At 50.2% G+C, this 24,663-nt stretch carries 22 protein-coding genes; 10 read left to right on the top strand and 12 right to left on the bottom strand.

Annotated features, from left to right (window positions below):
* Nucleotides 1-5: 5 nt before the first annotated feature.
* Nucleotides 6-1,214 (top strand): NAD(P)/FAD-dependent oxidoreductase, encoded by a 1,209-nt coding sequence (locus ACH50O_RS06950; RefSeq protein ID WP_446811292.1) that lies wholly within the window; start codon nt 6-8, stop codon nt 1,212-1,214.
* A 100-nt stretch (nt 1,215-1,314) separates the two neighbouring features.
* Here ACH50O_RS06950 and ACH50O_RS06945 read toward each other — a convergent pair whose 3' ends face one another.
* Nucleotides 1,315-2,634: a TolC family outer membrane protein gene (locus tag ACH50O_RS06945; RefSeq protein ID WP_446811291.1), complete on the bottom strand. Its 1,320-nt coding sequence runs from the start codon at nt 2,632-2,634 to the stop codon at nt 1,315-1,317.
* A 144-nt stretch (nt 2,635-2,778) separates the two neighbouring features.
* Here ACH50O_RS06945 and galU point away from each other — a divergent pair, with 144 nt between their 5' ends.
* Nucleotides 2,779-3,660: a UTP--glucose-1-phosphate uridylyltransferase GalU gene (gene galU, locus ACH50O_RS06940; RefSeq protein ID WP_446811290.1), complete on the top strand. Its 882-nt coding sequence runs from the start codon at nt 2,779-2,781 to the stop codon at nt 3,658-3,660.
* A gap of 22 nt (nt 3,661-3,682) precedes the next feature.
* On the opposite strand, the gene ACH50O_RS06935 is transcribed toward galU, so the two are convergent.
* Genes ACH50O_RS06935 through dksA form a run of 4 tightly spaced genes read right to left on the bottom strand, consistent with a single transcriptional unit; the run spans nt 3,683 to nt 7,869 of the window.
* Nucleotides 3,683-4,573, bottom strand: coding sequence for a DMT family transporter (locus tag ACH50O_RS06935; RefSeq protein ID WP_446811289.1), 891 nt, complete (start codon nt 4,571-4,573; stop codon nt 3,683-3,685).
* A gap of 1 nt (nt 4,574) precedes the next feature.
* Nucleotides 4,575-6,515 (bottom strand): acetate--CoA ligase, encoded by a 1,941-nt coding sequence (gene acs / locus ACH50O_RS06930; protein WP_446811288.1) that lies wholly within the window; start codon nt 6,513-6,515, stop codon nt 4,575-4,577.
* Between the two features lie 23 nt (nt 6,516-6,538).
* Nucleotides 6,539-7,414: a tRNA glutamyl-Q(34) synthetase GluQRS gene (gene gluQRS, locus ACH50O_RS06925; protein ID WP_446812123.1), complete on the bottom strand. Its 876-nt coding sequence runs from the start codon at nt 7,412-7,414 to the stop codon at nt 6,539-6,541.
* Nucleotides 7,415-7,437: 23 nt separating this feature from the next.
* Complete coding sequence (dksA, locus tag ACH50O_RS06920; RefSeq protein WP_033156319.1) at nt 7,438-7,869, bottom strand: RNA polymerase-binding protein DksA; 432 nt, start codon at nt 7,867-7,869, stop codon at nt 7,438-7,440.
* Between the two features lie 110 nt (nt 7,870-7,979).
* Here dksA and ACH50O_RS06915 point away from each other — a divergent pair, with 110 nt between their 5' ends.
* The 3 genes from ACH50O_RS06915 to ACH50O_RS06905 are packed head-to-tail and all read left to right on the top strand — an operon-like array spanning nt 7,980 to nt 10,201.
* Complete coding sequence (locus ACH50O_RS06915) at nt 7,980-9,143, top strand: pyridoxal phosphate-dependent aminotransferase (RefSeq protein ID WP_446811287.1); 1,164 nt, start codon at nt 7,980-7,982, stop codon at nt 9,141-9,143.
* Nucleotides 9,134-9,457, top strand: a complete 324-nt coding sequence (locus tag ACH50O_RS06910) for a rhodanese-like domain-containing protein (protein ID WP_446811286.1) — start codon at nt 9,134-9,136, stop codon at nt 9,455-9,457. Before ACH50O_RS06915 ends, ACH50O_RS06910 begins: the two co-directional genes overlap by 10 nt.
* A 15-nt stretch (nt 9,458-9,472) precedes the next feature.
* Entirely contained in the window at nt 9,473-10,201 is a 729-nt protein-coding gene (locus tag ACH50O_RS06905) for a DUF3581 domain-containing protein (protein WP_446811285.1), read from the top strand.
* Nucleotides 10,202-10,401: 200 nt separating this feature from the next.
* Here the strand turns inward: ACH50O_RS06905 and moeA are convergent, their stop codons facing one another.
* Together moeA and mobB are read right to left on the bottom strand one after the other, a co-directional pair.
* The gene (gene moeA, locus ACH50O_RS06900) at nt 10,402-11,646 is read right to left on the bottom strand and encodes a molybdopterin molybdotransferase MoeA (RefSeq protein WP_446811284.1); all 1,245 of its coding nucleotides are present in this window, start codon (nt 11,644-11,646) and stop codon (nt 10,402-10,404) included.
* Nucleotides 11,639-12,163, bottom strand: a complete 525-nt coding sequence (gene mobB / locus ACH50O_RS06895) for a molybdopterin-guanine dinucleotide biosynthesis protein B (RefSeq protein ID WP_446811283.1) — start codon at nt 12,161-12,163, stop codon at nt 11,639-11,641. Before mobB ends, moeA begins: the two co-directional genes overlap by 8 nt.
* Before the next feature lie 3 nt (nt 12,164-12,166).
* Between mobB and ACH50O_RS06890 the strand changes: the two genes are divergently transcribed.
* Together ACH50O_RS06890 and rpoS are read left to right on the top strand one after the other, a co-directional pair.
* Nucleotides 12,167-12,721: a DnaJ domain-containing protein gene (locus tag ACH50O_RS06890; protein ID WP_446811282.1), complete on the top strand. Its 555-nt coding sequence runs from the start codon at nt 12,167-12,169 to the stop codon at nt 12,719-12,721.
* A gap of 479 nt (nt 12,722-13,200) precedes the next feature.
* Nucleotides 13,201-14,181: an RNA polymerase sigma factor RpoS gene (gene rpoS, locus ACH50O_RS06885; protein ID WP_446811281.1), complete on the top strand. Its 981-nt coding sequence runs from the start codon at nt 13,201-13,203 to the stop codon at nt 14,179-14,181.
* Between the two features lie 80 nt (nt 14,182-14,261).
* On the opposite strand, the gene ACH50O_RS06880 is transcribed toward rpoS, so the two are convergent.
* A complete protein-coding gene (locus ACH50O_RS06880; protein WP_446811280.1) occupies nt 14,262-15,488 on the bottom strand; it encodes a hypothetical protein in 1,227 nt (408 codons plus the stop codon).
* A 5-nt stretch (nt 15,489-15,493) separates the two neighbouring features.
* Nucleotides 15,494-16,996: an exopolyphosphatase gene (ppx, locus tag ACH50O_RS06875; RefSeq protein ID WP_446811279.1), complete on the bottom strand. Its 1,503-nt coding sequence runs from the start codon at nt 16,994-16,996 to the stop codon at nt 15,494-15,496.
* Between the two features lie 118 nt (nt 16,997-17,114).
* Between ppx and ACH50O_RS06870 the strand changes: the two genes are divergently transcribed.
* Both ACH50O_RS06870 and ACH50O_RS06865 read left to right on the top strand, forming a co-directional pair.
* Nucleotides 17,115-18,020: an ABC transporter ATP-binding protein gene (locus ACH50O_RS06870; RefSeq protein ID WP_446811278.1), complete on the top strand. Its 906-nt coding sequence runs from the start codon at nt 17,115-17,117 to the stop codon at nt 18,018-18,020.
* Entirely contained in the window at nt 18,017-18,781 is a 765-nt protein-coding gene (locus ACH50O_RS06865; protein ID WP_446811277.1) for an ABC transporter permease, read from the top strand. Before ACH50O_RS06870 ends, ACH50O_RS06865 begins: the two co-directional genes overlap by 4 nt.
* 3 nt (nt 18,782-18,784) lie before the next feature.
* Here ACH50O_RS06865 and ACH50O_RS06860 read toward each other — a convergent pair whose 3' ends face one another.
* From ACH50O_RS06860 to fliK, 3 genes are all read right to left on the bottom strand, one after another.
* Entirely contained in the window at nt 18,785-19,492 is a 708-nt protein-coding gene (locus ACH50O_RS06860; RefSeq protein WP_446811276.1) for a helix-turn-helix domain-containing protein, read from the bottom strand.
* Nucleotides 19,493-19,552: 60 nt separating this feature from the next.
* Complete coding sequence (locus ACH50O_RS06855) at nt 19,553-20,557, bottom strand: class 1 fructose-bisphosphatase (RefSeq protein WP_446811275.1); 1,005 nt, start codon at nt 20,555-20,557, stop codon at nt 19,553-19,555.
* Nucleotides 20,558-20,729: 172 nt separating this feature from the next.
* Entirely contained in the window at nt 20,730-22,238 is a 1,509-nt protein-coding gene (gene fliK / locus ACH50O_RS06850; RefSeq protein ID WP_446811274.1) for a flagellar hook-length control protein FliK, read from the bottom strand.
* 284 nt (nt 22,239-22,522) lie between these two features.
* On the opposite strand from fliK, the gene ACH50O_RS06845 reads away from it, so the two are divergent.
* The gene (locus tag ACH50O_RS06845; RefSeq protein ID WP_446811273.1) at nt 22,523-24,457 is read left to right on the top strand and encodes a hypothetical protein; all 1,935 of its coding nucleotides are present in this window, start codon (nt 22,523-22,525) and stop codon (nt 24,455-24,457) included.
* The last annotated feature ends 206 nt before the right edge of the window (nt 24,458-24,663 follow it).

The following is a 24,663-nucleotide window of genomic DNA, read 5'->3' as shown; positions in this document are numbered from 1 at the left end:
AGACGATGTTCGACAACATGCAAGACGGTTTCGACTATGAGGTTGTGGTTGTCGGCGGCGGCCCGGCCGGCTCGACGGCCGCGACGTTGCTGGCGCAGTATGGCCACAGGGTTTTACTGTTGGAGAGCGGCAGGCATCCGCGCTTTCATATCGGCGAATCGATGCTGCCGTTCAGCGAGCCGGTCATTCAACGCTTGGGGATAGATTGGAGCACGGGTAATCTATCGAAAAGCGGGGCGGTTTTCATGGACGAAGCCACCGAACAGCGTATGTATTTTCCGCTGAGCGTGCAGCGCAAAACCTATCAGATCGAACGCGCTCCGTTCGACCACATGTTGTTTGAAAACGCCGCTAAATACGGCGTCGAAACGCATCAGGAAGAGAAGGTATTGAACGTTTCCTGTCAGCCGGAAGGGGTAGGTATTGAGTCCGACAAGGGCCGATACCGCAGCCGCTATCTGATCGATGCCACGGGCCGTAGCGCGCTGATGGGCAGGAAGGGCAAAACCATCGAACGTATCGAAAACTTAGGTAAGTTTGCGGTGTATACCCATTTCGAGAATATTCCGTCGGGCGATGAGGCCGACGAACTGTTCCGTTCCGGCAATATTTATGTGCCGGTGGTGGATATAGGCTGGATCTGGGTCATTCCCCTGACCGGGCGACGCTTGAGCGTGGGCTTGGTAGTACAAAAAGATCGGCCCAGGGACTGTGATGCCGAAGAATTGTTGCGCCGTTATCTGGCAGCTTCACCTATCTTGAATAGCCTGCTGGCAGGGGCCGAGCAATCCGCATCCGTACGGGTCGAAGCGGATTTTAGTTATACCAACCAAAGCCGCTATGGCGCCCGCTATGCATGCTGCGGCGATGCGGCCGGCTTTCTCGATCCGGTATTTTCGTCCGGCGTATTTCTGGCGTTTACCAGTGCCGCCCGCGTTGCCGACCGGGTCCACCAGGGGCTTGCCGAAGGGCGAGAAACCGACCCCGAGTTACACGCCGAGGACGATCAGAATTACTTGCTGGGTTTCAACACCATGCGGCTGTTTGTGGAACGTTTTTATCAATCCAACATCGTGCATAACTTGTTTTTCGAGGCCGACCGGGATCCGGAATTGAAAGCCCAGATTGCTCAACTGTTGGCGGGCGATGTATGGGGGGTAGACAACAATTCGCTGCAGCAAAGCCTGCTGGCCGGCCGCCGCGGTATGCGCTAATTTTTCCGACGGCTTCCGGGCCTTATGCGCTGACGACGTAAGCACTCTCGGTTGTAAAGCATTTCCATGATAGCGGAATAGTCGCAATCTGGAATGCCGGTTAGTTTTGGGAAAGATTATTCCGCAAATACTGATTGATTTGCTCTAAGTCAGGCTCGCCCAAACTGCCGGCAGCTTCCTTAAGTTTGATGCCGTTGATCAAATAGTCGTAGCGGCTTCTGGCGTAGTCGCTTTTGGCTTTATATAGATTACGTTGTTCGGTGAGTACGTCTACCATGGTTCTAGTGCCCACTTCGAAACCGGCTTCCGCGGCTTCCACCGCCATCTCGGCGGATTTGCTGGTGGCATCGAGAGCCTTGACCCGGCTAATACTGGAAACGACCCCGCGGAATGCGTCTTTAACGCCACGATTTATACTGCGCTTTACTTTGATTAAATCTTCCTTGGCAGCCTCGTATTCATGCGCGGCCTGACGGCTACGGGACACGGTACCGCCGCCTTCGAATAAAGGCAGGTTCAATTGCAAGGTGACGCTTTCGTTATCTCCGCGTAAGCCGTAGCGGTTACCGTTGTCCTCTTCGCCGTATTGGGCGACGATATCCAACGTCGGCAGATGCTTGGATTGCTGCAAGTCCACGTTCTTACGGACGTATTCGGCTTGATTGATTTGCGCGACAATCGAAAAATTATTGTTTTCGGCCGAATCCGACCACGAAGCCAAATCTTCGGGAGCCGGAGGGCTGAGCGGAATCTGCGTTTGCAAACCGTTCAAATCCGCGGCGTTTTCGCCGATGATTTCCCGCAAAGCTTCCTTGCTATTATCGAGCTGGTTTTGCGCTTCGATTTCGCTGGCGTTGGCACGGTCGAAACCGGCTTGCGCCTCGTAAACGTCGGTAATTGCGATAATGCCCACATCGAAACGTTGTTTGGCTTGTTCGAGTTGTTTTTCGATGGATTTTTTTTCAGCGGTAGCAAACTCCAGATTGTCCTGGGCGGCGAGAATATTGAAATAAGCTTCGGCGGTTCTGCGTATCAAGCTTTGTTGCTTGGCCTGAAACTGTGCTTCGGCCTGGGCAATTTTATTGTCGGCCTGATCGAGCTGGATCCAGTGGTCCCAGTGGAACACCGGCTGCTTTAAATTAAATCCTAGCTTGTGGTCCCAATAGTGTTGCAATGTGGTACCCAAAAAGCTGGAGCTTTCCAGCCGATTACGGCTGCTATTGGCGTTAAAGGAAATATTGGGCAGCATTTGCGCAATGCTTTGCGATTTTATCTCTGCGGTAGCAAGTTTATTGATGTCCGAGCTTTTAAATTCGGGGTCATTTGCTTTTGCCAGTTGATAGGTTTCCAGCAGATCCTGGCTAAAAGCCGTTTTTGCCGGTATCAGCGCGACCAAAAACGTGAATAACAGTTTTGTCATTGCTAAATCTCGTACGGAGAGGTGAAAATAAACTTACATTATCGCCTAAAATAAGGACCTTACAGTGTTATTTTAAGAGTGCCATAAGGTTAGGCACACATTATCCATTCGTCAAAATAAAACCTAAACCCAAAAAGAGTCATTATGAGTCAGAAAATTACCAAAGCTGTTTTTCCTGTTGCCGGCCTGGGAACGCGTTCGTTGCCGGCTACCAAGGCCGTTGCCAAGGAGATGCTGCCTATCGTCGATAAGCCGTTGATTCAATATGCGGTGGAAGAAGCGATAGCCGCCGGTATCGATACCATGGTGTTTGTGACTGGTCGTAATAAAAACTCCATTCCCGACCATTTCGATAAGTCCTACGAACTGGAAAAAGAACTGGAAAAAAGCGGTAAAACCGAGCTGCTGAAAATGCTGCGCGAACTGTTGCCGCCCCATGTTTCTTGCGTATTTGTGCGTCAAGCCGAAGCATTGGGCCTTGGCCACGCCGTGCATTGCGCCAAACCGGTGGTCGGTAACGAGCCGTTTGCGGTGATTTTGCCGGACGATTTGATTGAAGACGGCAGCCGCGGTTGCATGAAGCAAATGGTGGAACTGTTCAATCAGGAACAAAGCAGTATATTGGGTGTCGAGCGAGTCGATCCGAAGGAAACCCACAAATACGGTATCGTGGAACATGCCGAAACCGCGCCTCGAATCGGCAAATTAAGTTCTATCGTGGAAAAACCGAAACCGGAAGTCGCGCCGTCCAATATCGCGGTGGTGGGCCGTTATATTTTGACCCCGGCAATTTTTGAAAAAATCGAAAATACCGGGCGCGGTGCCGGCGGCGAAATTCAATTGACGGACGCGATTGCGGCTTTGATGAAAGACGAACAAGTGCTGTCTTATGAGTTTGAAGGCAATCGTTACGATTGCGGCTCCAAATTCGGCTTCTTATTGGCTAACGTCGAGTACGGACTGTTGCACAAAGAGATTAACGCAGAGTTTGCGTCATATTTAAAACAACGCGTCGGCAAAATTTAAACGCCAGACGGCGGAATGGCGATCAAATGCCATTCCGTTGTTGCCGGCGGTTCACTACCTCGTAAGTCAACAGTGCGCACATAATCAAAGCCGTGCCTAGCATGGTTTTCACCGTCATCGGTTCATGGTTGACACTATAGCCTAGCCCCAAGGACATGAGCGGGGTCATCAAATTCATCATCGCGACATTGGTCGCTTCCATGTTATTCAAGACAAAGTAATACAACGCAAAGCCGATCGTCGTGGCTATGATTCCCAGATAGGCGATCGAATACATGGCACGAAGTGGGATTTTTACCGGAAAAACGCCGTCGTCCAGCCAATACCAAGTAAGGAAATACAAGGGTACGGCCAGCAATAAGCCGCCCGTCACTAACTGCAAGGCGGATAATTGCGCATGTATTTGCTTCACCCATACCGCGCTAGCCGCGTGGATAAAGGTGGCAAGCAATACGCCCAGCAAACCTTGTAGAGCCGGTTCGGCCAATTCCAGCGCCGAACTGAACATCACGACCAAACCGCAAACGCCCAGACTATATGCGCATAACTTACCCCAGCCCAGGCTGCGTTCTTTTAAATACGCTGCCGCCATGAAAGCAGTCAAAAACGGGCTCAAGCCGAAAATAACCGAAATCCAGCCCGACGGTACGAATTGTGCCGACCAGTAAGTGACCAGCATGCTACCGTAGAGCTGAACAGCTACAGCGAGATAGCTCAACAACGCAGAGCGGTGCCGGGGCAGGGGTCGACGCAACAACAGTAACAGCAAGGACAAGCAGACTAAACCGGTCGTCATTCGCGCCATTGCCCCAAACACGAAGCTGACGCCGATACTGCTCCATTTTATCGCCAGCGGCGTGGTGGTCCAGATCAGGATGACGCCGATATAAGCTAAGGCCAGGCGTGTCTTCACCTTAAGGTAATTTCAGGCGGTTGGCGATTAGTTGCTCGACGACAGACGGATCGGCTAAGGTTGAAGTGTCGCCGAGATCGTGGAATTCATTGGCGGCGATTTTACGCAAGATGCGGCGCATGATTTTGCCGGAACGAGTTTTCGGCAGGCCCGGCGCCCACTGAATCAGGTCGGGCAGAGCGATAGCGCTAATTTCCTCGCGCACCAAGTCCTTCAGTTCGCCTTTTAGGCTGCTGTTCCCCTCAATGCCGACATTTAGGGTGACATAAGCGTAAATCCCCTGGCCTTTGATCGGATGTGGAAAACCTACCACTGCGGCCTCCGCAACCAGATCGTGTAGCACCAAAGCGCTTTCGATTTCCGCGGTACCCAGGCGGTGGCCGCAAACGTTCAATACGTCGTCGATGCGGCCGGTAATCCAGTAATAACCGTCCGCATCGCGCCGCGCGCCGTCGCCGGCGAAATAATAGCCGGGGAATTTGGCGAAATAGGTGTCGATAAAGCGTTGGTGATCGCCGTAAATCGTCCGGGCTTGGCCGGGCCATGGGCAGGTCAGTACCAAAACGCCTTCCGCTTCGCCTTCCAGGACATTGCCATCCGGATCGAGTATTGCCGGTTTTACCCCGAAAAACGGCAAGGTCGCCGAACCGGGTTTTAACGCCGTGGCGCCAGGTAACGGCGTGATTAGAATGCCGCCGGTTTCGGTTTGCCACCAAGTATCCACTATCGGGCAGCGTTTGTTGCCCACCATCTGGTAATACCATTCCCAGGCTTCCGGATTGATCGGTTCGCCCACGCTACCCAAGATGCGTAATGAACTGCGTTTGGTGCGGGTGACAAAATCGTCGCCTTGCGCCATCAACGCCCGTATCGCCGTCGGTGCGGTATAAAAAATATTGACCCGATGTTTATCGATGACTTGCCAGAAACGATCGGGATGCGGATAAGTCGGTACGCCCTCGAACATCAAGCTGGTGGCACCGTTACATAACGGTCCGTAGAGCACATAGGAATGGCCGGTGATCCAGCCGATGTCTGCGGTGCACCAGTAGACATCTCCCTCTTGGTAATCGAACACGTATTTGTGGGTCATTGCCGCGTACAGCAAATAGCCGCCGGTGGTATGCAGCACACCCTTCGGTTGACCGGTCGAGCCAGAGGTATACAGGATAAACAAGGGATCTTCGGCGTCCATCATCACCGGTTCGCAATCGCTTGATGCTGTTTGCATGGCCTCGTGATAGCAAATATCGCGACCTACTGTCCAGGGGATGTCGTGACCGGTATGCTTGATCACAATGACCGTATTCAGGTTGGGGCATTGATTGGCGGCTTTATCCACATTCAATTTGGAATGCACAATCTTGCCGCCGCGATAACTCTCGTCAGCGCAGATCAAAACCCGGCAATCGGCATCGATGACACGGTCGCGGAGCGCGTCAGCGGAAAAACCGCCAAATACTATCGAATGAACCGCGCCTATCCGCGCGCATGCCAAAATCACCACTGCCGCTTCTGCAATCATCGGCAGATAAATACAGACTCTATCGCCTTTTTGTACACCTTTGGCTTTTAACACATTCGCAAACTGACAGACTTGGGCATGGAGTTCGCGGTAGGTCAGTTTGCGGTCATGGGCAGGATCGTCGCCTTCCCAAATGATGGCCAATTGGTCGCCACGCTTTTCGAGGTGTCTATCCAGGCAGTTGACGGTGACGTTAAGTTTTCCGCCCAAGAACCACTGTATTACACCCTTGGGATAGTCGTATTGCATTACCTGTTGCCAAGGTTGATGCCAATCTAAAAATTTGGCCGCCTGTTCGGCCCAAAACGCTTCCGGATCATTGATCGACTGTTGGTAAAGCTGCCGATAATTAGCGCTATCGATATGTGCGCTGGCGGCGATCTGCGGGTTAACCGGATAAGTTTTTTGGTCTGACATAACGTGGCTTCCTTCGTTGAACGTTATTGTTGGTGTTTTAGATCCGAAACGGTTTGAGTTTTGGCCAGTCGCTCGGGCTGCCAATGAGCTATCGCCCATTCCAGGATACTGTCGATAGGAGTCATTCGCAAATCGAGCGGTGGATTTTGCTGGAGTAAGGTTAGCAGCAGAAACAAGGTTGGTCCGGCTTGATGTGGATTAACGGCTTCGGCCCGGGTTTGCTTGCTTAGTTTATTACCCTCTTGATCGACAATCAGCGGAATATGCATATAACTAGGCGTCTGGTAACCCAGCAACTGCTGCAAATATAACTGTTTGGGGGTGGAATCCAGCAAATCGTAGCCTCTTACCACCCGATTGACCGATTGCCGCTGGTCGTCGACGACACAAGCCAACTGGTATGCGATGATGCCATCCTTGCGTTTCACGACAAAGTCGCCGTGCTCGTTAGCTAGGTTTTGGCTAATTTCACCCTGCAGTTTATCAACAAAACGCGTTGAAATATTCGGGGTTTTTACCCGCAGCGAATGTGGTGCATTAGTCGATTGTGCTTTTGTGCGGCAATGGCCTGGATAAATCAAAGGCGAATTCGCCAATAAACTGCGGCTGCACGTGCAAGGGTAAAGTACATGCCGGCTTTGCAATTCGACAATGGCTTGTTCGTATTGGTCGAGATGATAGCTTTGATAATCCACCTCGCCATCCCAATGCAACCCGAAACTTTGCAGGCAATTCAGGATTTCGGCGCAGGCCCCCGGCATATTGCGCGGCGTATCGAGATCGTCGATGCGCAACAACCATAGTCCTTTATGCTGACGGGCATCTAAATAACTGGCGAGGGCAGTGTATAAAGAACCGAGATGAAGCGGGCCGGTAGGCGAGGGCGCAAACCGGCCGATATACGATGCGGAGTTGGGCAGAATTAACCCAGTTGTTTTTCCCTGATCTCATCGAGTGTTTTGCAATCGATGCACAGGGTGGCGGTAGGACGTGCTTCCAGACGGCGAATGCCTATCTCAATACCGCAGGTTTCGCAGTAACCGTAATTGCCGGACTCGATTTCCTTCAAGGATTCGTCGATCTTCTTGATCAACTTACGTTCGCGGTCGCGGGTGCGCAGTTCCAGGCTGAACTCGGATTCCTGCGTAGCCCGGTCGTTCGGATCCGGAAAGTTGGCCGCTTCGTCCTGCATGTGGTGGACGGTACGATCCACTTCCATCATTAGTTCGGATTTCCATTTATTTAAGATGGCGGAAAAATGGCTCAACTGCGCCTCGTTCATGTACTCTTCGCCTTCTTTTTCCTCATAAGGCTTAAAAGTAAATTCCGATGCGGCAGGGTTAGTATTGTTCATCCAATGACTCCTGGCGGTCTATAAAAAAATCGGGGCTTTTTAACAGAATAGCCGGGGGCAAGCAAGAAGTTTGTTATGATGCATGCGCTTTCTACTAACGGAATTTGTGCATGAAACACCACGTCGCCGAGCGAATGCGCGGCATCAGCTCATTTTATGTGATGGAATTATTACAGCGCGCCAAGCAACTTGAACAGCAAGGTCGCGACATCATTCACATGGAAATCGGCGAGCCGGATTTCGAGACGCCTCCGGCAATTTTGGCGGCCGGAAATACTTTCATGCAAGGCAGGGAAGTCAAATATACCGCCGCTGCCGGATTGCCGGAATTGCGCCAAAGCATTTCCGATTATTACCAGGCGCAATACGGTGTAAAGCTGGACCCGAAACGGGTTTTTATTACGCCGGGCGCTTCCGGCGCGTTTTTGCTGGCGTTTGGGATTAGTTTAAATCCGGGCGAGCAAATCTTGATGGCCGACCCGTGCTATCCCTGCAACGACAACTTCGTGCAATTGTTCGATGGTAAAACTCGCTTCGTCAATGTCGGCGCCGAAACCGCTTATCAACTCAACGCCGAGCTAATTCGGCAGCACTGGCAACCGGCCAGTAGAGGCGTATTGATCGCTTCACCGTCTAATCCTACCGGTACCATCATCGGCAACGATGCGCTACGCGATGCGATTCAGCAGACACATGCTTTGGGTGGCTGTTTTTATTCGGACGAGATTTACCATGGTCTGGTTTATGGCGAAACAGTCAACAGCGCGTTGGAGTTCAGCGACGAAGTGTTTGTCATCAACAGTTTTTCCAAGTTCTTCAGTATGACCGGTTGGCGCATCGGTTGGTTGATAGTGCCGGAAGATTTTATCGATGCCGTGGAAAAGCTGGCGCAAAATATATTTATCTCTACGCCCACTCATTCTCAGTATGCAGCTTTGGCCTCCTTTAGCCCGGATAATATGGCTGAATTGTATCGGCGCCGCGATGAGTTTGAAAAACGCCGGGATTTTCTTTACGAAAATTTGCTGCGCTTGGGTTTTAAAATAGCCTGCAAACCACAGGGAGCTTTTTATATTTATGCCGATTGCAGTGCGTTTACTGACGACAGTTTTGAGTTCGCCAAACAACTGCTAGAACAAGAAGGCGTAGCGGTAACGCCCGGCAAAGACTTTGGTCAATACCTAGCCAATCAGCACATTCGATTTGCATATACCGCTTCAATCGATAGAATGGCCGCCGCGCTTCAAAGACTGGAAAGATTCATATGCCAATAAGCCAATACACACCGCAACAGTTACAACAACACTTACAGGACGACCCATCGGTATTTTTACTGGACGTCAGAGAGCCTCACGAATTTGCCTACGCCAAGATTGCGGGAAGCGTATTAATACCGCTGCAGCAAATACCCGCGCGCTTCGACGAAGTGCCTGTAGATCGAGACGTGGTGGTGATCTGTCATCACGGCATGCGCAGTCAACAAGCCTGCAATTTTTTGCAGCATTCCGGATTTCAAAGGTTGTTCAATTTGAAAGGCGGTATCGATGCTTGGTCCGTCATTTGCGATCCGTCTGTCCCACGTTACTAAATAATAATTAAAGCTATGTTTTTGAAAGATTACTATGCCATCCAGGATGGCAGTGTCGCTATCAGCGCCGCACAGGCCAGCATGTTTGCCAAGGAAGTCGCCCACGACTTCAACCCCTTGCATGACGAAGACGCAAAACGTTTTTGCGTGCCGGGTGATTTATTGTTTTCTTTGGTGTTGGATAAATACGGCCTTAGCCGGAATATGCATTTCATTTTTTCCGGGATGGTCGGTCATGGTGTGCTGCTGAACTTTCCCGATAGTAGTGCCGATCGGATCGATGTTACCGACAATCAAGGTAAAACTTATTTGCTAATCGAACGCTCCGGCGAAGTAATCCGCGATTCTGCTTTAATCGAGACCTTGATCCGCGATTATGTAGCGTTTTCCGGGCAGAATTTCCCTTACGTTTTGGTGCCGCTATTAGCCAAAGAACAAGTCATGTTCAATATCGACAGGCCACTGGTGATATACGAAAGCATGACGCTGAGTCTGAGCCGGATGGATTTCCACGAACCGCGCCTGGAAATGTTGGAGCCGAAAATGGAAGTGAACGGTAAACGCGCTACGGCTTATCTTTATTTTCAAATCAAATGCGGCGAGGAAGTCGTCGGTTCGGGCTTTAAGAAGCTGGCGGTAAGCGGGTTGCGGGAATATGAGGCCGAACCCATGCAGGCCTTCGTCGATGAATATTTGGCCAGAAAGCACGGTTATTTGGGAAATTTAGCGGAAGCCAGCGTCTAAACGCGTTTCGAAATTCTTTTGCCGACAAGTTACGATTCATCGAGTTCGATAGTGACAAATGCCTGAAGGGAATGAGTGTTTTCAAAACGCTGACATTCAGCCGCTATGGTGGTTTTTCGCCGATTTATCTGTCTTTGATGAATCGGCAAATGCCGGATTTCGTTCCCACTAAGCACAATGTGTCGGGTTAGCGGCGAGATCTAAAGTACGGTCGCAAACGGTTCGACAATCACATTTTCGCCGGGTTCGACACCTGTGTTGTCGACATCCAGAACAATAAAACAATTGGCCATGCTGGCGATTTTCAACTGATGGGAGTCTTGCGGTCCGGCGATGTTGACTACTAACTCGCCGGTATCGGTTTGTCTGAGTATGCCTCGTTGATATTCCTGGCGCCCCGGCGATTTTTTAAGATGGCTTTCGCAACGAGCCCACAGTCGCAATGTTCTAGTCGCGGGTGCGCCTGCTAGCTGTTCCAGTGCCGGCCTGACGAATTTGTCATAAGTTACCAATACCGCCACCGGGTTACCGGGCAGGCCGAAGAACCAACAGTCGCCTATCTTACCGAATGCCAGCGGCTTACCCGGTTTGAGAGCTATTTTCCAGAAATTGACCTGTCCGCACTTTTCCAAGGTTTGTTTGACGAAATCGGCGTCTCCCACCGAGGCGCCGCCAGTCGATATCACGACATCATATTGTTTCGCGGCGTCAGTTAAGGTTTGCTCCAGTTGGGCTTGGTCGTCGCCGACAACGCCTAGATCGCAGACAGTATGATTCGAGTCGGCTAAGAAACCGGCCAATAGATAGCGGTTGCTGTCATAGATTTTGCCTATAGCAAGCGGGCTTCCAAGCGTAACTAATTCATCGCCAGTCGAGAAAAAACCGATTTTCAGTCGTCGTTTGACGCTGATTTTAGTAATGCCGGCCGCAGCCAGTAGACTGATATTGCGAGCGTTGAGCTTTTTCGGCGCGGTAATCAACACCTCATGCTGTTTGACGTCACTGCCGGCCGCTCTAATATTTTTATACGATTGCCAGTCGCGAGTAAGTGATACAGTAAGCCCATCCACTTCAACCTGTTCTTGGGGAATTACGCTATCCGCAAAATCGGGCACGACAGCGCCGGTAAATATTCTGACACACTGGCCGGAAATCTTCGGCCCGAGATAGGGCCGCCCGGCCCAGGACGTGCCGATTACTTGCAATTGTGAAGAATGCCCGGCTGTTAAATCCCCGGCAGCAAAAGCATAACCATCCATCGCGGCATTACGCTGCGGCGGAATATCGATCGGCGATATGACGTTTTCGCTGAGGATTCTGTCTTGTGCTTTCGCTAAATCGATTAGCTCGTTCTCGGCAACCGCAGTTATGGCGTGGCGAATCTCAGATAGCGCTTGTTCTACGCTTAGTAAGGTGTTTTTTTTCGGGTAGCAAATGTCAGTCACGTTGGTTTTTCAAAAAGGTGTCGATGATGAATGCGGTGATGGCTTGAGGATCGTTTAGATCAAGCTGCGGTAAGTTCGGCGGCGTCGATAAAGCCTGATCGCTTGCTATCGCGATAATCGATGGATCGCTCGGATAAAGCATTGGTTTACCCAGGCTGGGCCGGCATAATTCAATTTTCGGATAAGACTCGTGCCTGAATCCTTCCACTAAAATCAAGTCCAGACCCGATGAGGGAAATGCGGCAAGTTGCTCGGACAGTGAAATATCGATGGCGGGAGGTAATTCGCTAATGACCGCGCGCCGATAGCGCGAGACCAGCATTACCGGCGTGGCGCCAGCCTTGCGCAACTTAAAGCTGTCTTTATCGGGTTGGTCTATTTCGAAATCGTGGTGACTGTGTTTAATGACGCCTATTCGCAAATTTTGTGCTTTGAGTAGTGGGATTAGTTTGGTCAATAGGCTGGTTTTGCCGGTGCCGCTAGTAGCGGCAAAACCGAGAACCGGAGGGCTGAGCATGGTGTGTCTCTGCTGTTATCGAACTATGGGTATTCTAAGTTATTATGGCTTTTATTGGTTATCGCGTTTGGAGAGTTGGTGATACGCATAGTAATGCTGCTGTTAGTGATTTCCGGCGTTTTTACGCTGCATTGGTTTTTTAAGGCGCCTGCGGAAGCACGAAGCAAACGCTTTAAGCAAATAGCTTGGATCGTTGCAACGATTGTGGTGATACTGCTAGCGGTTAGTGGAAAACTTAGCGGCCTGATTGCGTTAATCGGGGTGATATTTGCTTTTTTTATGCGGTCGATGCCTCTTATTATCAAATACGCGCCGCATTTACACAGCGTTTGGCAGCGGTTCAAAGGCGGCGGAGCGGCTGGTACTCCCGCTACGCCATCCACTTCCATGAGTAAAGCGCAAGCATTCGATATTTTGGGGCTCCGGCAGGGTGCGACGGAAGACGAGATTATCCAGGCGCACCGAAAACTTATTTCTCGGGTCCATCCCGATCGCGGAGGTTCCGATTATTTGGCTGCGCAAATTAATCAAGCGAAGAAAGTTTTGTTAAGTCGATGATGACTGCGGGGCAATTACGCATCTGCAGTCGCAATCCGCAGTTTAATTAAATATCTGTGATAAACATCACCTTATTCTTTGGATAATTTAGAGCCAGTTCAGATTTTAGCTTGTTTTGGCCGATTTTGGCAGTTTGAAAAGATATTTTGAGGTAGTCAGGTAAAAATCAAAAAGGAGATGTAGACCACAAAAATATCAGTAAATTCAATTTATAAGACAAATCTTTTAAAGTTATACTGGCACTCGCCGTTAAGGTAATCGGCCTCGAGTCAACATCTAAGAAATTTAGAGCGAGAGGCGCGATGTTGTAAAGATTGTTTTGATGAATTAAGTGACTTTTGACTATTGCCAACAGATAACGAAAAGTTGGTTTTAAGCTTTCGGCATTTTAAATTGATAAGGGATTACTAGTTTACCCGGCTGGACACTTACCAATAAAAATAACAGAATCAGCAAGCCAAATACCTGGGAGATTAATCATGATGGAAGAAACGATAGATGTAATAAAAGATATGGATATTCCAGATTTCATTTCTTTTGAAGATGGTGATGACGAGATCGTCGAAATCGATACAAATGAAACGTTTAAACTGGCAGATATTGAAACTAATGAGTCGCAAAATGAGGGCACGTTCGATGCGACGCGAGCATATCTTAACGAACTTAGTAAATCTCAATTGCTAACTGCCGATGAAGAAAAAATTTATGGCAGACGCACGCAACAAGGTGACCCCAAAGCTCGAAAAATCATGATAGAAAGCAATCTGCGTCTGGTTGTAAAAATCTCCCGACGTTACCTCAATCGGGGTTTGCCGCTGCTCGACCTAATTGAAGAAGGAAATTTAGGTTTGATTAGAGCGGTTGAAAAATTCGATCCGGATCGCGGCTTCAGGTTTTCAACTTACGCGACCTGGTGGATCAGACAGACGATCGAACGCGCAATCATGAATCAGACGCGAACCATCCGTCTGCCGATTCATATCGTTAAGGAAATGAATATTTATTTGAAAGCTCAACGTAATTTAGCGCAGCAGCTTGATCATGAGCCGACTGTTGACGAGATTGCAAGGCATCTGGATAAACCCGCTAAAACCGTCAGTAAAATGCTCAAACTCAACGAGCGTGTTACTTCCGTCGACGTTTCGTTTGGTAAGGATTTCGATAAACCCCTATTAGAAACTATTTCCGAGGAAGAAAGCCGTAACCCAGCCGAAATCCTGCAAGACGATTTTATCCAAAATAATGTCACTTATTGGGTTTATCAATTAGCCGAAAAACAACGCGAAGTCATTTGCCGCCGATACGGTTTGTGCGGATTCGAAAACGCGACGCTGGAACAAGTGGCGCTCGAACTCGGCGTTACTCGGGAGCGGGTTAGACAAATACAAATGGACGGATTAAAGCGACTTAAAGAAATTCTTGAAAGTAGCGGCTACTCCTTCGAATCCATTTTTAGCTGAGCTAGATATATTGCATCAAGCCGATCTGGCAAACACTGTCAGATTAGGCTTGAATGCTACAAAGCCCATCTTTTATTCGGTCAGTGTTGTTGATACAGCGGTAAGTCGTTAATCCGGGCATCTATTTGCTGGATTACTTGGTTGTAGGCGGAACTGCCTATCGCATCAAATCTCAGCTTGAACGTTTGCTCATCCATATTCTCAGGTAAATCCAGCATATCCGGAATGATTGCTGAATAATCTTTTATGCTAGACATAATTTTCTGCAATTCTCGAGCCTCCTGCGGCGACGCAATCGCTAGTTGACCAAAACGGGTACCCGCGCGGTCAGCCATCAAGTCGATGAAGCTGAATCCGCTGCCTTTGTGCGCATCTCCCAATTCCTTATCAATCCCGATTTGTTCGCCAAGGAAAGAAGAATCCACGATAGCCAGTAGTGCGGAAGCAATAAAATGCTGAGGAATATCGACGCGTTTATAGGCAAACACCGGATACTCTTTGCTGTACACCAAGCCTAATGGCAAATAGCGCCTTAAATCGTGTTTATAAATGTAACTGCCGACGGCGATAATAATCGCGCGATTTTCTTGAATGGCATCGTTTGCAGAGGTTTGTTGATAAGCCGATAGAAACAGCGGTTGTAATAAATCGGTTAGCGACAAACGCCAGTCAGGATCGTGCTGGCTGACTATTTCGTTAATTTGCTGCTGATAGCGATGTAAATTGGGGTAATCCCGATGTTTCTGGATAGCCAATTGTTTGGCGGCATCGACGATAGACCCCAGATAGCTAATTTCCAAAGCTTGAGGATTGATGCGCACCTGCTTAACGTATTGGCTTAGCAATTGCCAGTGTTGTTCCAGCGGCGAGTTATGAACGATGGCAGGGATCAAAATATTTGCCGCCGGATCCGGAATCGAAATCTCCCCGACCTTTAATGACTTAATTAGGATCGAATCGCCTACCTGGCGCAGGCTGAAGCTAAAATCTAAATATCTGCCCCAGAGGCTTTTGGGTACGAATATCGCAATCTGGACAAGTAATCTGTCGTTAGCAATTTGAATCTGTGTAGTATTTTCCACAAAGTGATTCAGCAGATAACTCACCGCGATATTCAAATCCTTTTGATCGAGACTGACTGTTTTAAGCTGATTTCGCTCTTCGGGCGCAACATGCAACAGCTGCTTGGCGCGCTGAATATCTTCGCGATTCAAGCCTTGATGGATTTTTAACAGCGGCGTATCGTCAATCGCAAAAAATAATAGTATCGCCAGCAAAATCGCTGTCGTAAAAAAAGTGTACAGCAAAAATCTTAGCATTGATCGAAGATCAGGTTGAAACGAGCCTCCTTCAAATATTGCATTTCTTGTTTGAGATCGGCATGGGTCAATGGTGCCTGTTCCAGCCAATGTTCCGGAAAGTCGATTTTTATGTCGTTTTGATCTATCGAGATTTTAAAGTCCGGACGTTGACTGTGCCGATTTCGATGCAGCAGCGATGCCAGCCGAAATACGATGGCCATAATCGGCGCTCTTTGACGCCAAGGCGAGGGTAAGTCTTCGAAGCGGTTCAGACTCAATTTTTTGCGGTGGCTACGCACCAGTTTGGAAATCAGTAATTGATCCTGTTTGGAAAATCCCGCCAGATCGCCGTTTTCGATAATATAAGCGCTATGCTTGTGATACTGGCTATGCGCGATCTCAATGCCGATCTCGTGAAGCTCTGCGGCCCATTCCAAAAACTGCAAGCACTCGGGGTTGTCTTTAAAACAAGGATGGCTATCCAATTGCCGCGTGATATACCGTAAGGTGTCCTTGAGTTGTCCGCTATGCGCGATATCCGTATGGTAACGTGCTGCTATGGTTTGACTGGTTTGCGAGCGAATGTCGTCGTCGTATATTCTTCCCAGAAGATCCTGCACCAAACCTTCGCGCAATGCGCCGTCGGACACCGTCATTTGGCGGATATTTAAGGTTTTAAACGTGGCATAAACGATAGCGACCGCGCCGATAAACACCGGCCGCCTTTCGATACTCAAGGCCGGAAAGCAGATGTCCTCGATACGATTCAGCTTCAACAAGTGCGCCACCAGCTGTTCCAGACCTTCGTTGGTAATGCCGTTATTGCTCCAACCCATGGTTTGCAGCACGTTGCTGATAGCCTTCAGGCTCCCGGAGGCACCGATGGCTTCGTCCCAATTTTTAGCGTTAAAGGTACTCTGAAACGGTTCCAGATGTTGCTCGGCAAACAACATCGCATTACGGAAGGCTTTTTTGGACAGTTCGCCTTTTTTGAAAAAATATTGGCTCACGGTGACGCAGCCCATGTTAAGACTTTCCTTGGTATGCGCAACATCGTCGCGGCCGATAATGTATTCCGTGCTGCTGCCGCCAATATCCATCACAAAGCGGTTATTGGCATTGCTGCCCAAGCTGTGAGCGACGCCCTGGTAAATCAAGCGGGCTTCCTCGATACCGGAAATAATATGGATAGGATGTCCTAACGCTTTTTCCGCCTTGTTAATGAATTGTTGCGAATTTCTGGCGATGCGCAGGGTATTGGTACCGACGATAGCCACGCTATTGGGAGCAAAATTCCGAATGCGTTGGCCGAAACGTTCCAGGCAGGCTAGGGCTCGCTCTTGCGTGGGTTGGTCGAGATTTTTGTGCTGATCCAATCCGGCAGCCAGCCGCACCATTTCTTTCAAACGGTCGATAGTTTGCAATTTGCCGTTGTGGAGACTGCAAATAATCATATGGAAACTATTGGAGCCAAGATCCACGGCAGCAACACTGGTCGGTATTTGTTGAGGCAAGAGTCTATTCCTTTCAGGCTGCTGAGAATTTATGAATTCTGATAGAATCGGAAGGCTTAATTGGCGGTTTTATTTCGGATTACGCCAATTCCATTGCCAGAGATTATAACATTAGAGCATGACGGCTTTATCCATCCAAAACCTAAAAAAAACCTATAACAACGGCTTTGAAGCCTTGAAAGGCGTCGATCTCGACGTGCAGCGCGGCGACTTTTTTGCGTTATTGGGTCCCAATGGCGCCGGCAAATCGACCTTGATCGGCATTATCAGCTCGCTGGTCAACAAAACCAGCGGCACGGTCAGCATCTTCGGCCACGACCTGGATAAAGACAATGTTGCGGCGAAAACCTGTATCGGCGTAGTGCCGCAGGAAGTGAACTTTAATCAGTTCGAAACCGGCATGAGCGTAGTGATGAACCAGGCCGGGTATTACGGTATTCCGCACAAACAGGCTTTACAGCGGACAGAGCTTTGTTTGCGGCAGATGGAGCTGTGGGATAAGCGCAATACGGTGTCGCGCCGCTTGTCCGGCGGCATGAAGCGCCGCTTGATGATAGCGCGGGCCATGGTGCATTCGCCGCGCCTGCTGATTCTTGACGAACCTACCGCCGGCGTGGATATCGAGATTCGTCGTTCGATGTGGGAAATGATGCGGGAAGTTAACCAGCAGGGCACCACCATCATTCTGACCACGCATTATCTGGAAGAAGCCGAAAGCTTATGCCGCAACATCGCGATTATTAACAACGGCCAGATTATTGAGAAGTCGGCCATGAATAGTTTATTGAGCCGTTTGCATACCGATCATTTTGTGATGGATATTGCGCGGCCGCTGCCGGCCGCGCCCGTGATCGAGGGTTACGGCATCACGCTGAGCGCCGATACCGTATTGGATGTCGCCGTCCCGAAAAGCCTGGGTCTGAATAAATTGTTTCAAGAGCTATCCGCGCTGCATATCGAGGTGCTTAGCTTGCGTAACAAGTCCAATCGGCTTGAACAATTATTTTTGGATCTGGTGCAATGAACTATTCAGTCGCTTTTTTTACGATTTTAATCAAAGAAATCCGCCGATTTACCCGGATTTGGCCGCAAACCCTGTTGCCGCCGGCCATTACCACGGCACTTTATTTTCTGATCTTCGGCAAGCTGATAGGTGACCGTATCGGTCTGGTGCACGGCGTAAGCTACATGGATTACATCGTACCCGGCATTATTCTGATGTCGGTGATCAGCCATTCCTATTCCAACGTGGTGTCCTCGTTTTATTCCACCAAATTTCAGCGCCATATCGAAGAATTGCTGGTAGCGCCGGTGCCGAATTACGTGATTTTGGCCGGCTATGTCTGCGGCGGCATCGCGCGCGGGGTATTGGTCGGTATCGTGGTGGCGGGTATTTCGCTGATGTTTACTCATACCACGATTTTGCATTGGGGAATCTCGTTGGCGGTGTTTGTGCTAACCGCGACTTTATTTGCGCTCGCGGGATTCATCAACGCGGTGTTCGCCGATAGTTTCGACGATATTTCCATCATCCCCAACTTTGTATTGACACCTTTGAGCTACTTGGGCGGTGTATTCTATTCGGTGGAAATGCTACCGGGCATTTGGCAAAAAATAGCCCAGGCCAATCCGATTTTGTACATGATCAACGCCTTTCGTTACGGCATGATCGGTGTAAGCGATGTAGAAATCGAACTGGCTTTTGCGATGACGGCCGGATTTATTGTGTTTTTAACGGCGCTTAGCTTGCTGCTGTTACACAAGGGTATCGGCATTAAAAACTGATTTTTATTCCAAGGGCAGCAGCATATTTCTTAGGGCGCTTAGATCCTTGATCGCGATAAAACGGTTCTGCACCGCAATCAAATTTTCGTCCTGAAATTTCTTCAGCAAACGGCTGACAGTTTCCAGCGCCAACCCCAAATGATTGCCGATCTCCTGCCGAGTCAGCGACAGCTTGAATTCCGAAGACGAAAATCCGCGTCTTTTCAGGCGCTCCGACAAACTGATCAAAAAATAAGCCAGGCGTTCTTCGGCCGGTCGTTTGCTGAGAACCAGCTGATTTTTGTCCTCTATCATTTTTTCGCCGGTATGCCGGAACAATTCGCGCGTCAAACTAGGCATATTCCGGAATAGATCTTCCATATTGTCGGCAGGCAGGATGCAGAAGCTCATGGTTTCTAACGCAATGGCCGCGCAGCCGTGTTTTTCGGCGGATAGACCGTCGAAACCCAGCAATTCGCCCGGCAACAGAATATTCAAGATGTGTTCGTTACCGTGGCTATCGTTAGCCACCAATTTGGCGCTACCGGATTTTATCGCCAGGATGCCGCGAAAATTATCGCCTTCGCGATAAATGAAATCGCCGCGTTGCAAGGTTTTACGGGCCTTCACCACTTGGCTGATGTTATTGATCTCCGCTTGAGATAGGCCGCGCGGTAAACAAATATTATCCAGGCTGCAATTCACGCAATTGACTTGGTTTTTGATCGACACGTTGGATTGAGATTTCGATGTAAGAATTAGGTTGATTCAGCAGGCCGCGGCTTACCGCGTTTAATCTTGCTGGTGGTAGCTAATAATCCGCTCCACTTCGGTTTTTGAGCCCAAAATCAGCGGGACACGCTGATGAATACTGCCGGGCTTAATATCCAAAATCCGTTCGCGTCCTGTCGAACACATACCGCCGGCTTGTTCGATAATAAAAGCCATCGGATTGGCTTCGTACATTAACCGCAGCTTGCCCGGTTTGGACGGATCGCGTAAATCATGCGGATACAGGAAGACGCCGCCGCGATTCAAGATACGATAAACTTCGGCGACCAGCGACGCCACCCAGCGCATATTAAAGTCTTTGCCGCGAGGGCCGTCCACGCCGGCCACGCATTCGTCTATATAACGCTTGACCGGCGGCTCCCAGAAGCGTTGATTGGACATATTGATCGCAAACTCGCTGCTTTCCTCGGGGATTTTCATATTGCAGTGGGTAAGGATGAATTCGCCGACATCCTGATCCAGCGTAAAGCCGTTAACGCCGTTGCCGGTGGTTAATACCAGCATCGTGGACGGGCCGTACAGCACAAAACCGGCGCACACTTGCTCGGTACCTTTGCGCAGAAAATCCTCGGTTTCCGGCTCCACACCCTCGCGGCAACGCAAAATCGAGAAGATCGTCCCCACCGTTAAATTAATGTCGATATTGGATGAGCCGTCTAACGGGTCGAACAACACCAGATATTTGCCCTTCGGATATTGATTCGGAATTTTGATCGGATCGATGATTTCCTCGGAAGCCATTCCGCCCAAGGAACCGCTCCAATCCAATGCATTCACCATAATGTCGTTGGTGATGATGTCCAGCTTTTTCTGTACTTCGCCCTGCACGTTTTCCGATTCGGCACTGCCCAATACCCCAATCAACGCCCCGCAGTTAACGCGGTGCGAGATCTGTTTACAGGCCGTCACGATATTATTCAGTAACAGGGTGAATGTACCGGATGCGTCCGGCAAACCTCGCTGCTGTTCGATAATGAACTGGGTTAAGGTGACTTGCTTGGTCATGCGTTAAATCTCCGTGGCATCGGCTTTTGGGTAATGAGTAACTTTGTCGGACAAAGTAGGCGTCTAATGTGACGGACTCATGTAATAAAGGGGGCGTTAGCAACTCAGGGTTTTGCCTGTTTATCGCGAATTTGCTTATCCATCGGCGATTCAATGGCGTTGGTTTCCGGTTTCAGACTTTTTCACTTAACAGATTTTGCGGTGGCAGAGTTTGCGGGTTTGGTTGCGCGGGTTTGCCTTGTTGAACATCCATAAATCCAGGTTTTAATCCTTTTTGTTCGAATTGCTCTCGCAGATAATCCAGACGAGCATTGATTTTATCGACAGTATCTGTCGATTCGCTCCAGAAACGGGTATTTACGCTACCGTCGTAACAAGAGATCTTGCAGTGTATTGTAGCAAGTTCGGGGGGGGTAATGGTAATGCTCACTACCCAGTTTTTTTGACCGCTCTCGCCGGCGGCCTGTTTATCTTGCTCAACGATCAGTTGCAGGGTTTCCGGCGAGGTCTTATTGAAGAACGGCAATTCCAAAATCCAGACTTGTTTCGGCGAGTCGTCGCGCGGTAGGGAGTTGAGCTGATCCAGGGTTAGTCTGGCGAGATTACCTTCGGCTTTCTGCAAGGTTTCCTTCAGTAAGTCGCTATCAAGCTTTTGCGCCGATTCCGTATCTGCCGGCCCGGCAAGGTGAAAATTCAGCTGGGCGATGAGTTTGCTGAGTTTAAATTTGAAATCGTCTTGCAGATGCAAGGGAGGCGAGTTCGCCGTCTCCGCGTTGACTAACTCATGCTCCATAAACAAACCCGATTGCGCAATGGCTTGTTTTAACGTGCCCGGCTCGAATAACTTCGACTTGTCCGGTATCTGCAGCAATATTTCCCGAGCCAGTTGTTTGAGTATTTCGCCGGTGGTTTTATCGCTGTCAGCGGGTTTTAACAGGGGACCGAGCTGGGTAAGCAACTCGGCGGGCGAAACTTGTATGGGTAATAGCTGTTTAAAGGCAGACGTGATCTGCTCCTCGACGGACGGCACGGCCAGCGCCACATTAAATACCGGTTTGTCGGCATTTTTTACCAGCATTAAGTCTATCCGGCTGCCTGGCATCAAGGCTTGTTTAGCCTGCGGATCGTTCCACAACAGTTGCTTGCTGTCCAAGCTTATCCTGATATCGCCGGTCGAAGACGCCGTTTGCGCGCCTTGACTGGCGCCAGGCGATGCCGGAGTCAATTGTATGGTCAGGGTTTGTTTCCCGACCTGGATCACTTGCGCCTGCACGCGTTCGCCGCTAGCCAACGCCGCCGGGAGATTGCCGGGTAGGGGAGGCGTTGCAGCGGCGGTAGCGACAGTAGCCGGTAATAACTTCAATAACGTCGCTTCCGCTGCTTGAGCGGGTATCGCGTTCGATAGCGCCGGTTGCGTAGCGCCGACGATTTTAAATTCTAGCGTCGGCAGTAGTTTCACGACTTGCAACTGCAGGGTTTGCCCCGGTTGAAAAGCCAGCGCTTTAGGGCTTTGCAAAGTCACGGTCTTGTCGCCGATACTGACGGTCAGCGCATTCAATATGGCTTGATTGGTGACGACTTTGGCGTCCAGCACTTGATTGAGTTTCAGCTCAGGCAGGGCGCCAACCGACTTCTCGATTGTCATTGCAAGCTTGGCATCTAAGAGTAGCTTTACATCCATGACATTCTCACCTGGGCACGTTGGGGTTTAAACGTAGTAAACCAAATTTATCGGGCCAGTTAAACCCGGAATCCGCTGCGGATAGAAAGAATAAATGCTTGGCGGCGAATATTCACCCTAAGTCGGCGCAGTGCCGACGACACCGGACAACATTTCAGCACCGGCTTTGCCGGTAAAAATTCAACGTTAGATAAAACAGCCCAATTACCTCAATATTTAAGGGATTGACAGAGCAAGCACTCACGCTCTAGGCTCAGTTGACATTCAACTGGGGAGAGTGAGCCATGAAATTCATACGATTGGGTTTTATCTGTACGGTTTTTTGGGTTAATGCCGCGCTTGCGGTTAGCGTGACGCAACGCGCCGGCAACAATTTTCGCACCGCGGCCAACAATCAGGAATTCACGCTAAACAAAAGCAACGTCAACGCCGGGCAATTCGGCCTACTGCGTACTTACGATTTCAACGCCAAAGTCGAAACCCAGCCCTTGGTAATCGAAAATGGCGCCGGCTCCGACGATTTGGTGATCGTCACCACCATGAAGAACGAAGTGATCGGCATCAATGCCCGCACCAATGACACGGTCTATAAAGTCAAACTTGGTCCCGAGATCAGCTCGCAAGACATGGATATGTGGAAACACACGCCGACCTGGGGCATTTCCGCCACACCGATTATCGACCCGGCCAGCAACACGCTGTTTGTCGCCTCCTGGCAAAAGAAAAACAACGACAACCGGTTCCGCGATTACTGGGTGTACGCCTTAAATCCGCTAAACGGTAGTCAGAAAAGCCAGCCGGTGCGTATCTTCGGGCAATCGCAGGAGGGTAACGGCTGCTGGTTTAATGATGCCGGCGCCACATACCGGCAGAATAACCAAACCAAGCAATATGTCTATCCCAAAATGCGCGCCGGCTTGGCGCTGACTGCCAACAACGGCTTAGTCATGGCCTTTGCCGCCAACGGCGAAAGTTACCAAGGCGGCCGAAAAAATCCGCACGGCTTTGTAGTCGCCTTCGATACCAGGGCTTTGCTGGGTCAGCCCGGCTTTTCCAAGAATGCGGCGGTATTCTGTGCAACCGCGTTCAACTCCTGGGGCGCCGGCATCTGGCAAGCCGGTGGGGCGCCAGTCACCGAAGACGATATGGTTTATGTCGCGACATCGAACGGCACCTCGAATAACGGCGATGTCGATCTGGCCGAAAGCATGATCAAATTGCGCTTTAAACCCAGCGTCGGCGGCGCTAGGCCGGAATTGCAGAAAGTAGATTTTTATAAAGCCTTTCTGGACGAGCGCGTAGCCAAGAGTAAATGCTTGTGGCAAGACAACGATTCCGAAGTGTCCTGCGGCCGGGCAGGGGCCGGCAGTGCCGGCGCCGACTGGGATTTCGGCGCGGCCGGGCCGATGTTGGTGCCCGGCTCCCGCTTGCTGTTGCAAGGCACCAAGGACGGCATCATTTACTCCCTGGACAAATTCCAGCTGGGCCAAAACGACCGTTTCAATCAACTATTGTCTAAACCGCCCTTGGTGGCAACCTACTATGGCGGCGGAACCGCCGAAAACTGGGACCGGGTTCAGCATCTAAATCGCAGCTTACCGTGTCCGGCGGCCGGCAATAGCGACCACGGCTGGTTCGTGCCTTGCGGCGACCCGGAAAACAACAAAATGCACCATATCCATTCCCTGGCCTTGGCGCAACGCGACGAAACTGGCGGCGTGGTCTTTGTTTGGGGCGAAAACTCCCGCTTGAAAAGTTACAACTTTTCGACGCAGGACGGCAATCTGCCGACCTTTCGCGCCGAAGCCGACGACTTGGCCTCGGTCGGCGTCGAATCGCCCGGCGGCATGCCCGGCGGGCTGTTGATGGTATCCGGTAAACCGTCCACCACCAGCGGCTTTGCCCATGCCATCGATTTCGATTCGGCCATCGTTTGGGCGGTATTTTCCAAATTCGGCGACGCCAACAAAGAGTTCGCCGAAGGCCAATTAATTGCTTACGATGCCGCGACGACGCTGCCCGGCAATAAATTGCAACGTCTGTTCCGCACCGGCGACGACAATAACGGCGGCTTGGGCAAAATGTCGCGGATGATTCCGCCGGTCGTGGCCAACGGTAAAGTCTACGTCATGATTTACCGGGTCGGCACCTCGGACTGCACCGTACCGGATAATCAATTGCCGGTTTGCAGTCAGTTGAAGGTTTACGGCTTGAAATAGTCGGTAAACCTGGCGGTTTGCAAGCGATCCGAAGAAAATTTCCGCATCATTGCTGTTCGGAACTGAATCGCCGGCCTTATTTTCGCCGGCGTTTTAGCGCAGAGCCGAAACTTCCGAGCAATTTACCAAAATGGCCGAGCATTTAACGCGGCCGTTCGAGAAAATTTCTTCAATAATTCGGTTCAACGATCGAATCGTTGCCGCTT

Source organism: Methylomonas sp. 2BW1-5-20 (assembly GCF_052474515.1).
Note: the sequence above shows the minus strand (reverse complement) of the source record. Positions and strands in the feature narration are given on the sequence as shown.

Coding starts and splice junctions, on each gene's coding strand:
- dksA (WP_033156319.1), bottom strand. CDS start 7,869: ATGAACAATACTAACCCTGCCGCATCGGAATTTACTTTTAAGCCTTAT.
- ACH50O_RS06845 (WP_446811273.1), top strand. CDS start 22,523: ATGAAATTCATACGATTGGGTTTTATCTGTACGGTTTTTTGGGTTAAT.
- mobB (WP_446811283.1), bottom strand. CDS start 12,163: ATGCTCAGCCCTCCGGTTCTCGGTTTTGCCGCTACTAGCGGCACCGGC.
- ACH50O_RS06865 (WP_446811277.1), top strand. CDS start 18,017: ATGAACTATTCAGTCGCTTTTTTTACGATTTTAATCAAAGAAATCCGC.
- fliK (WP_446811274.1), bottom strand. CDS start 22,238: ATGGATGTAAAGCTACTCTTAGATGCCAAGCTTGCAATGACAATCGAG.
- acs (WP_446811288.1), bottom strand. CDS start 6,515: ATGTCAGACCAAAAAACTTATCCGGTTAACCCGCAGATCGCCGCCAGC.
- ACH50O_RS06915 (WP_446811287.1), top strand. CDS start 7,980: ATGAAACACCACGTCGCCGAGCGAATGCGCGGCATCAGCTCATTTTAT.
- galU (WP_446811290.1), top strand. CDS start 2,779: ATGAGTCAGAAAATTACCAAAGCTGTTTTTCCTGTTGCCGGCCTGGGA.
- ACH50O_RS06950 (WP_446811292.1), top strand. CDS start 6: ATGTTCGACAACATGCAAGACGGTTTCGACTATGAGGTTGTGGTTGTC.
- ACH50O_RS06855 (WP_446811275.1), bottom strand. CDS start 20,557: ATGACCAAGCAAGTCACCTTAACCCAGTTCATTATCGAACAGCAGCGA.
- ACH50O_RS06910 (WP_446811286.1), top strand. CDS start 9,134: ATGCCAATAAGCCAATACACACCGCAACAGTTACAACAACACTTACAG.
- ACH50O_RS06870 (WP_446811278.1), top strand. CDS start 17,115: ATGACGGCTTTATCCATCCAAAACCTAAAAAAAACCTATAACAACGGC.
- rpoS (WP_446811281.1), top strand. CDS start 13,201: ATGATGGAAGAAACGATAGATGTAATAAAAGATATGGATATTCCAGAT.
- ACH50O_RS06905 (WP_446811285.1), top strand. CDS start 9,473: ATGTTTTTGAAAGATTACTATGCCATCCAGGATGGCAGTGTCGCTATC.
- ACH50O_RS06945 (WP_446811291.1), bottom strand. CDS start 2,634: ATGACAAAACTGTTATTCACGTTTTTGGTCGCGCTGATACCGGCAAAA.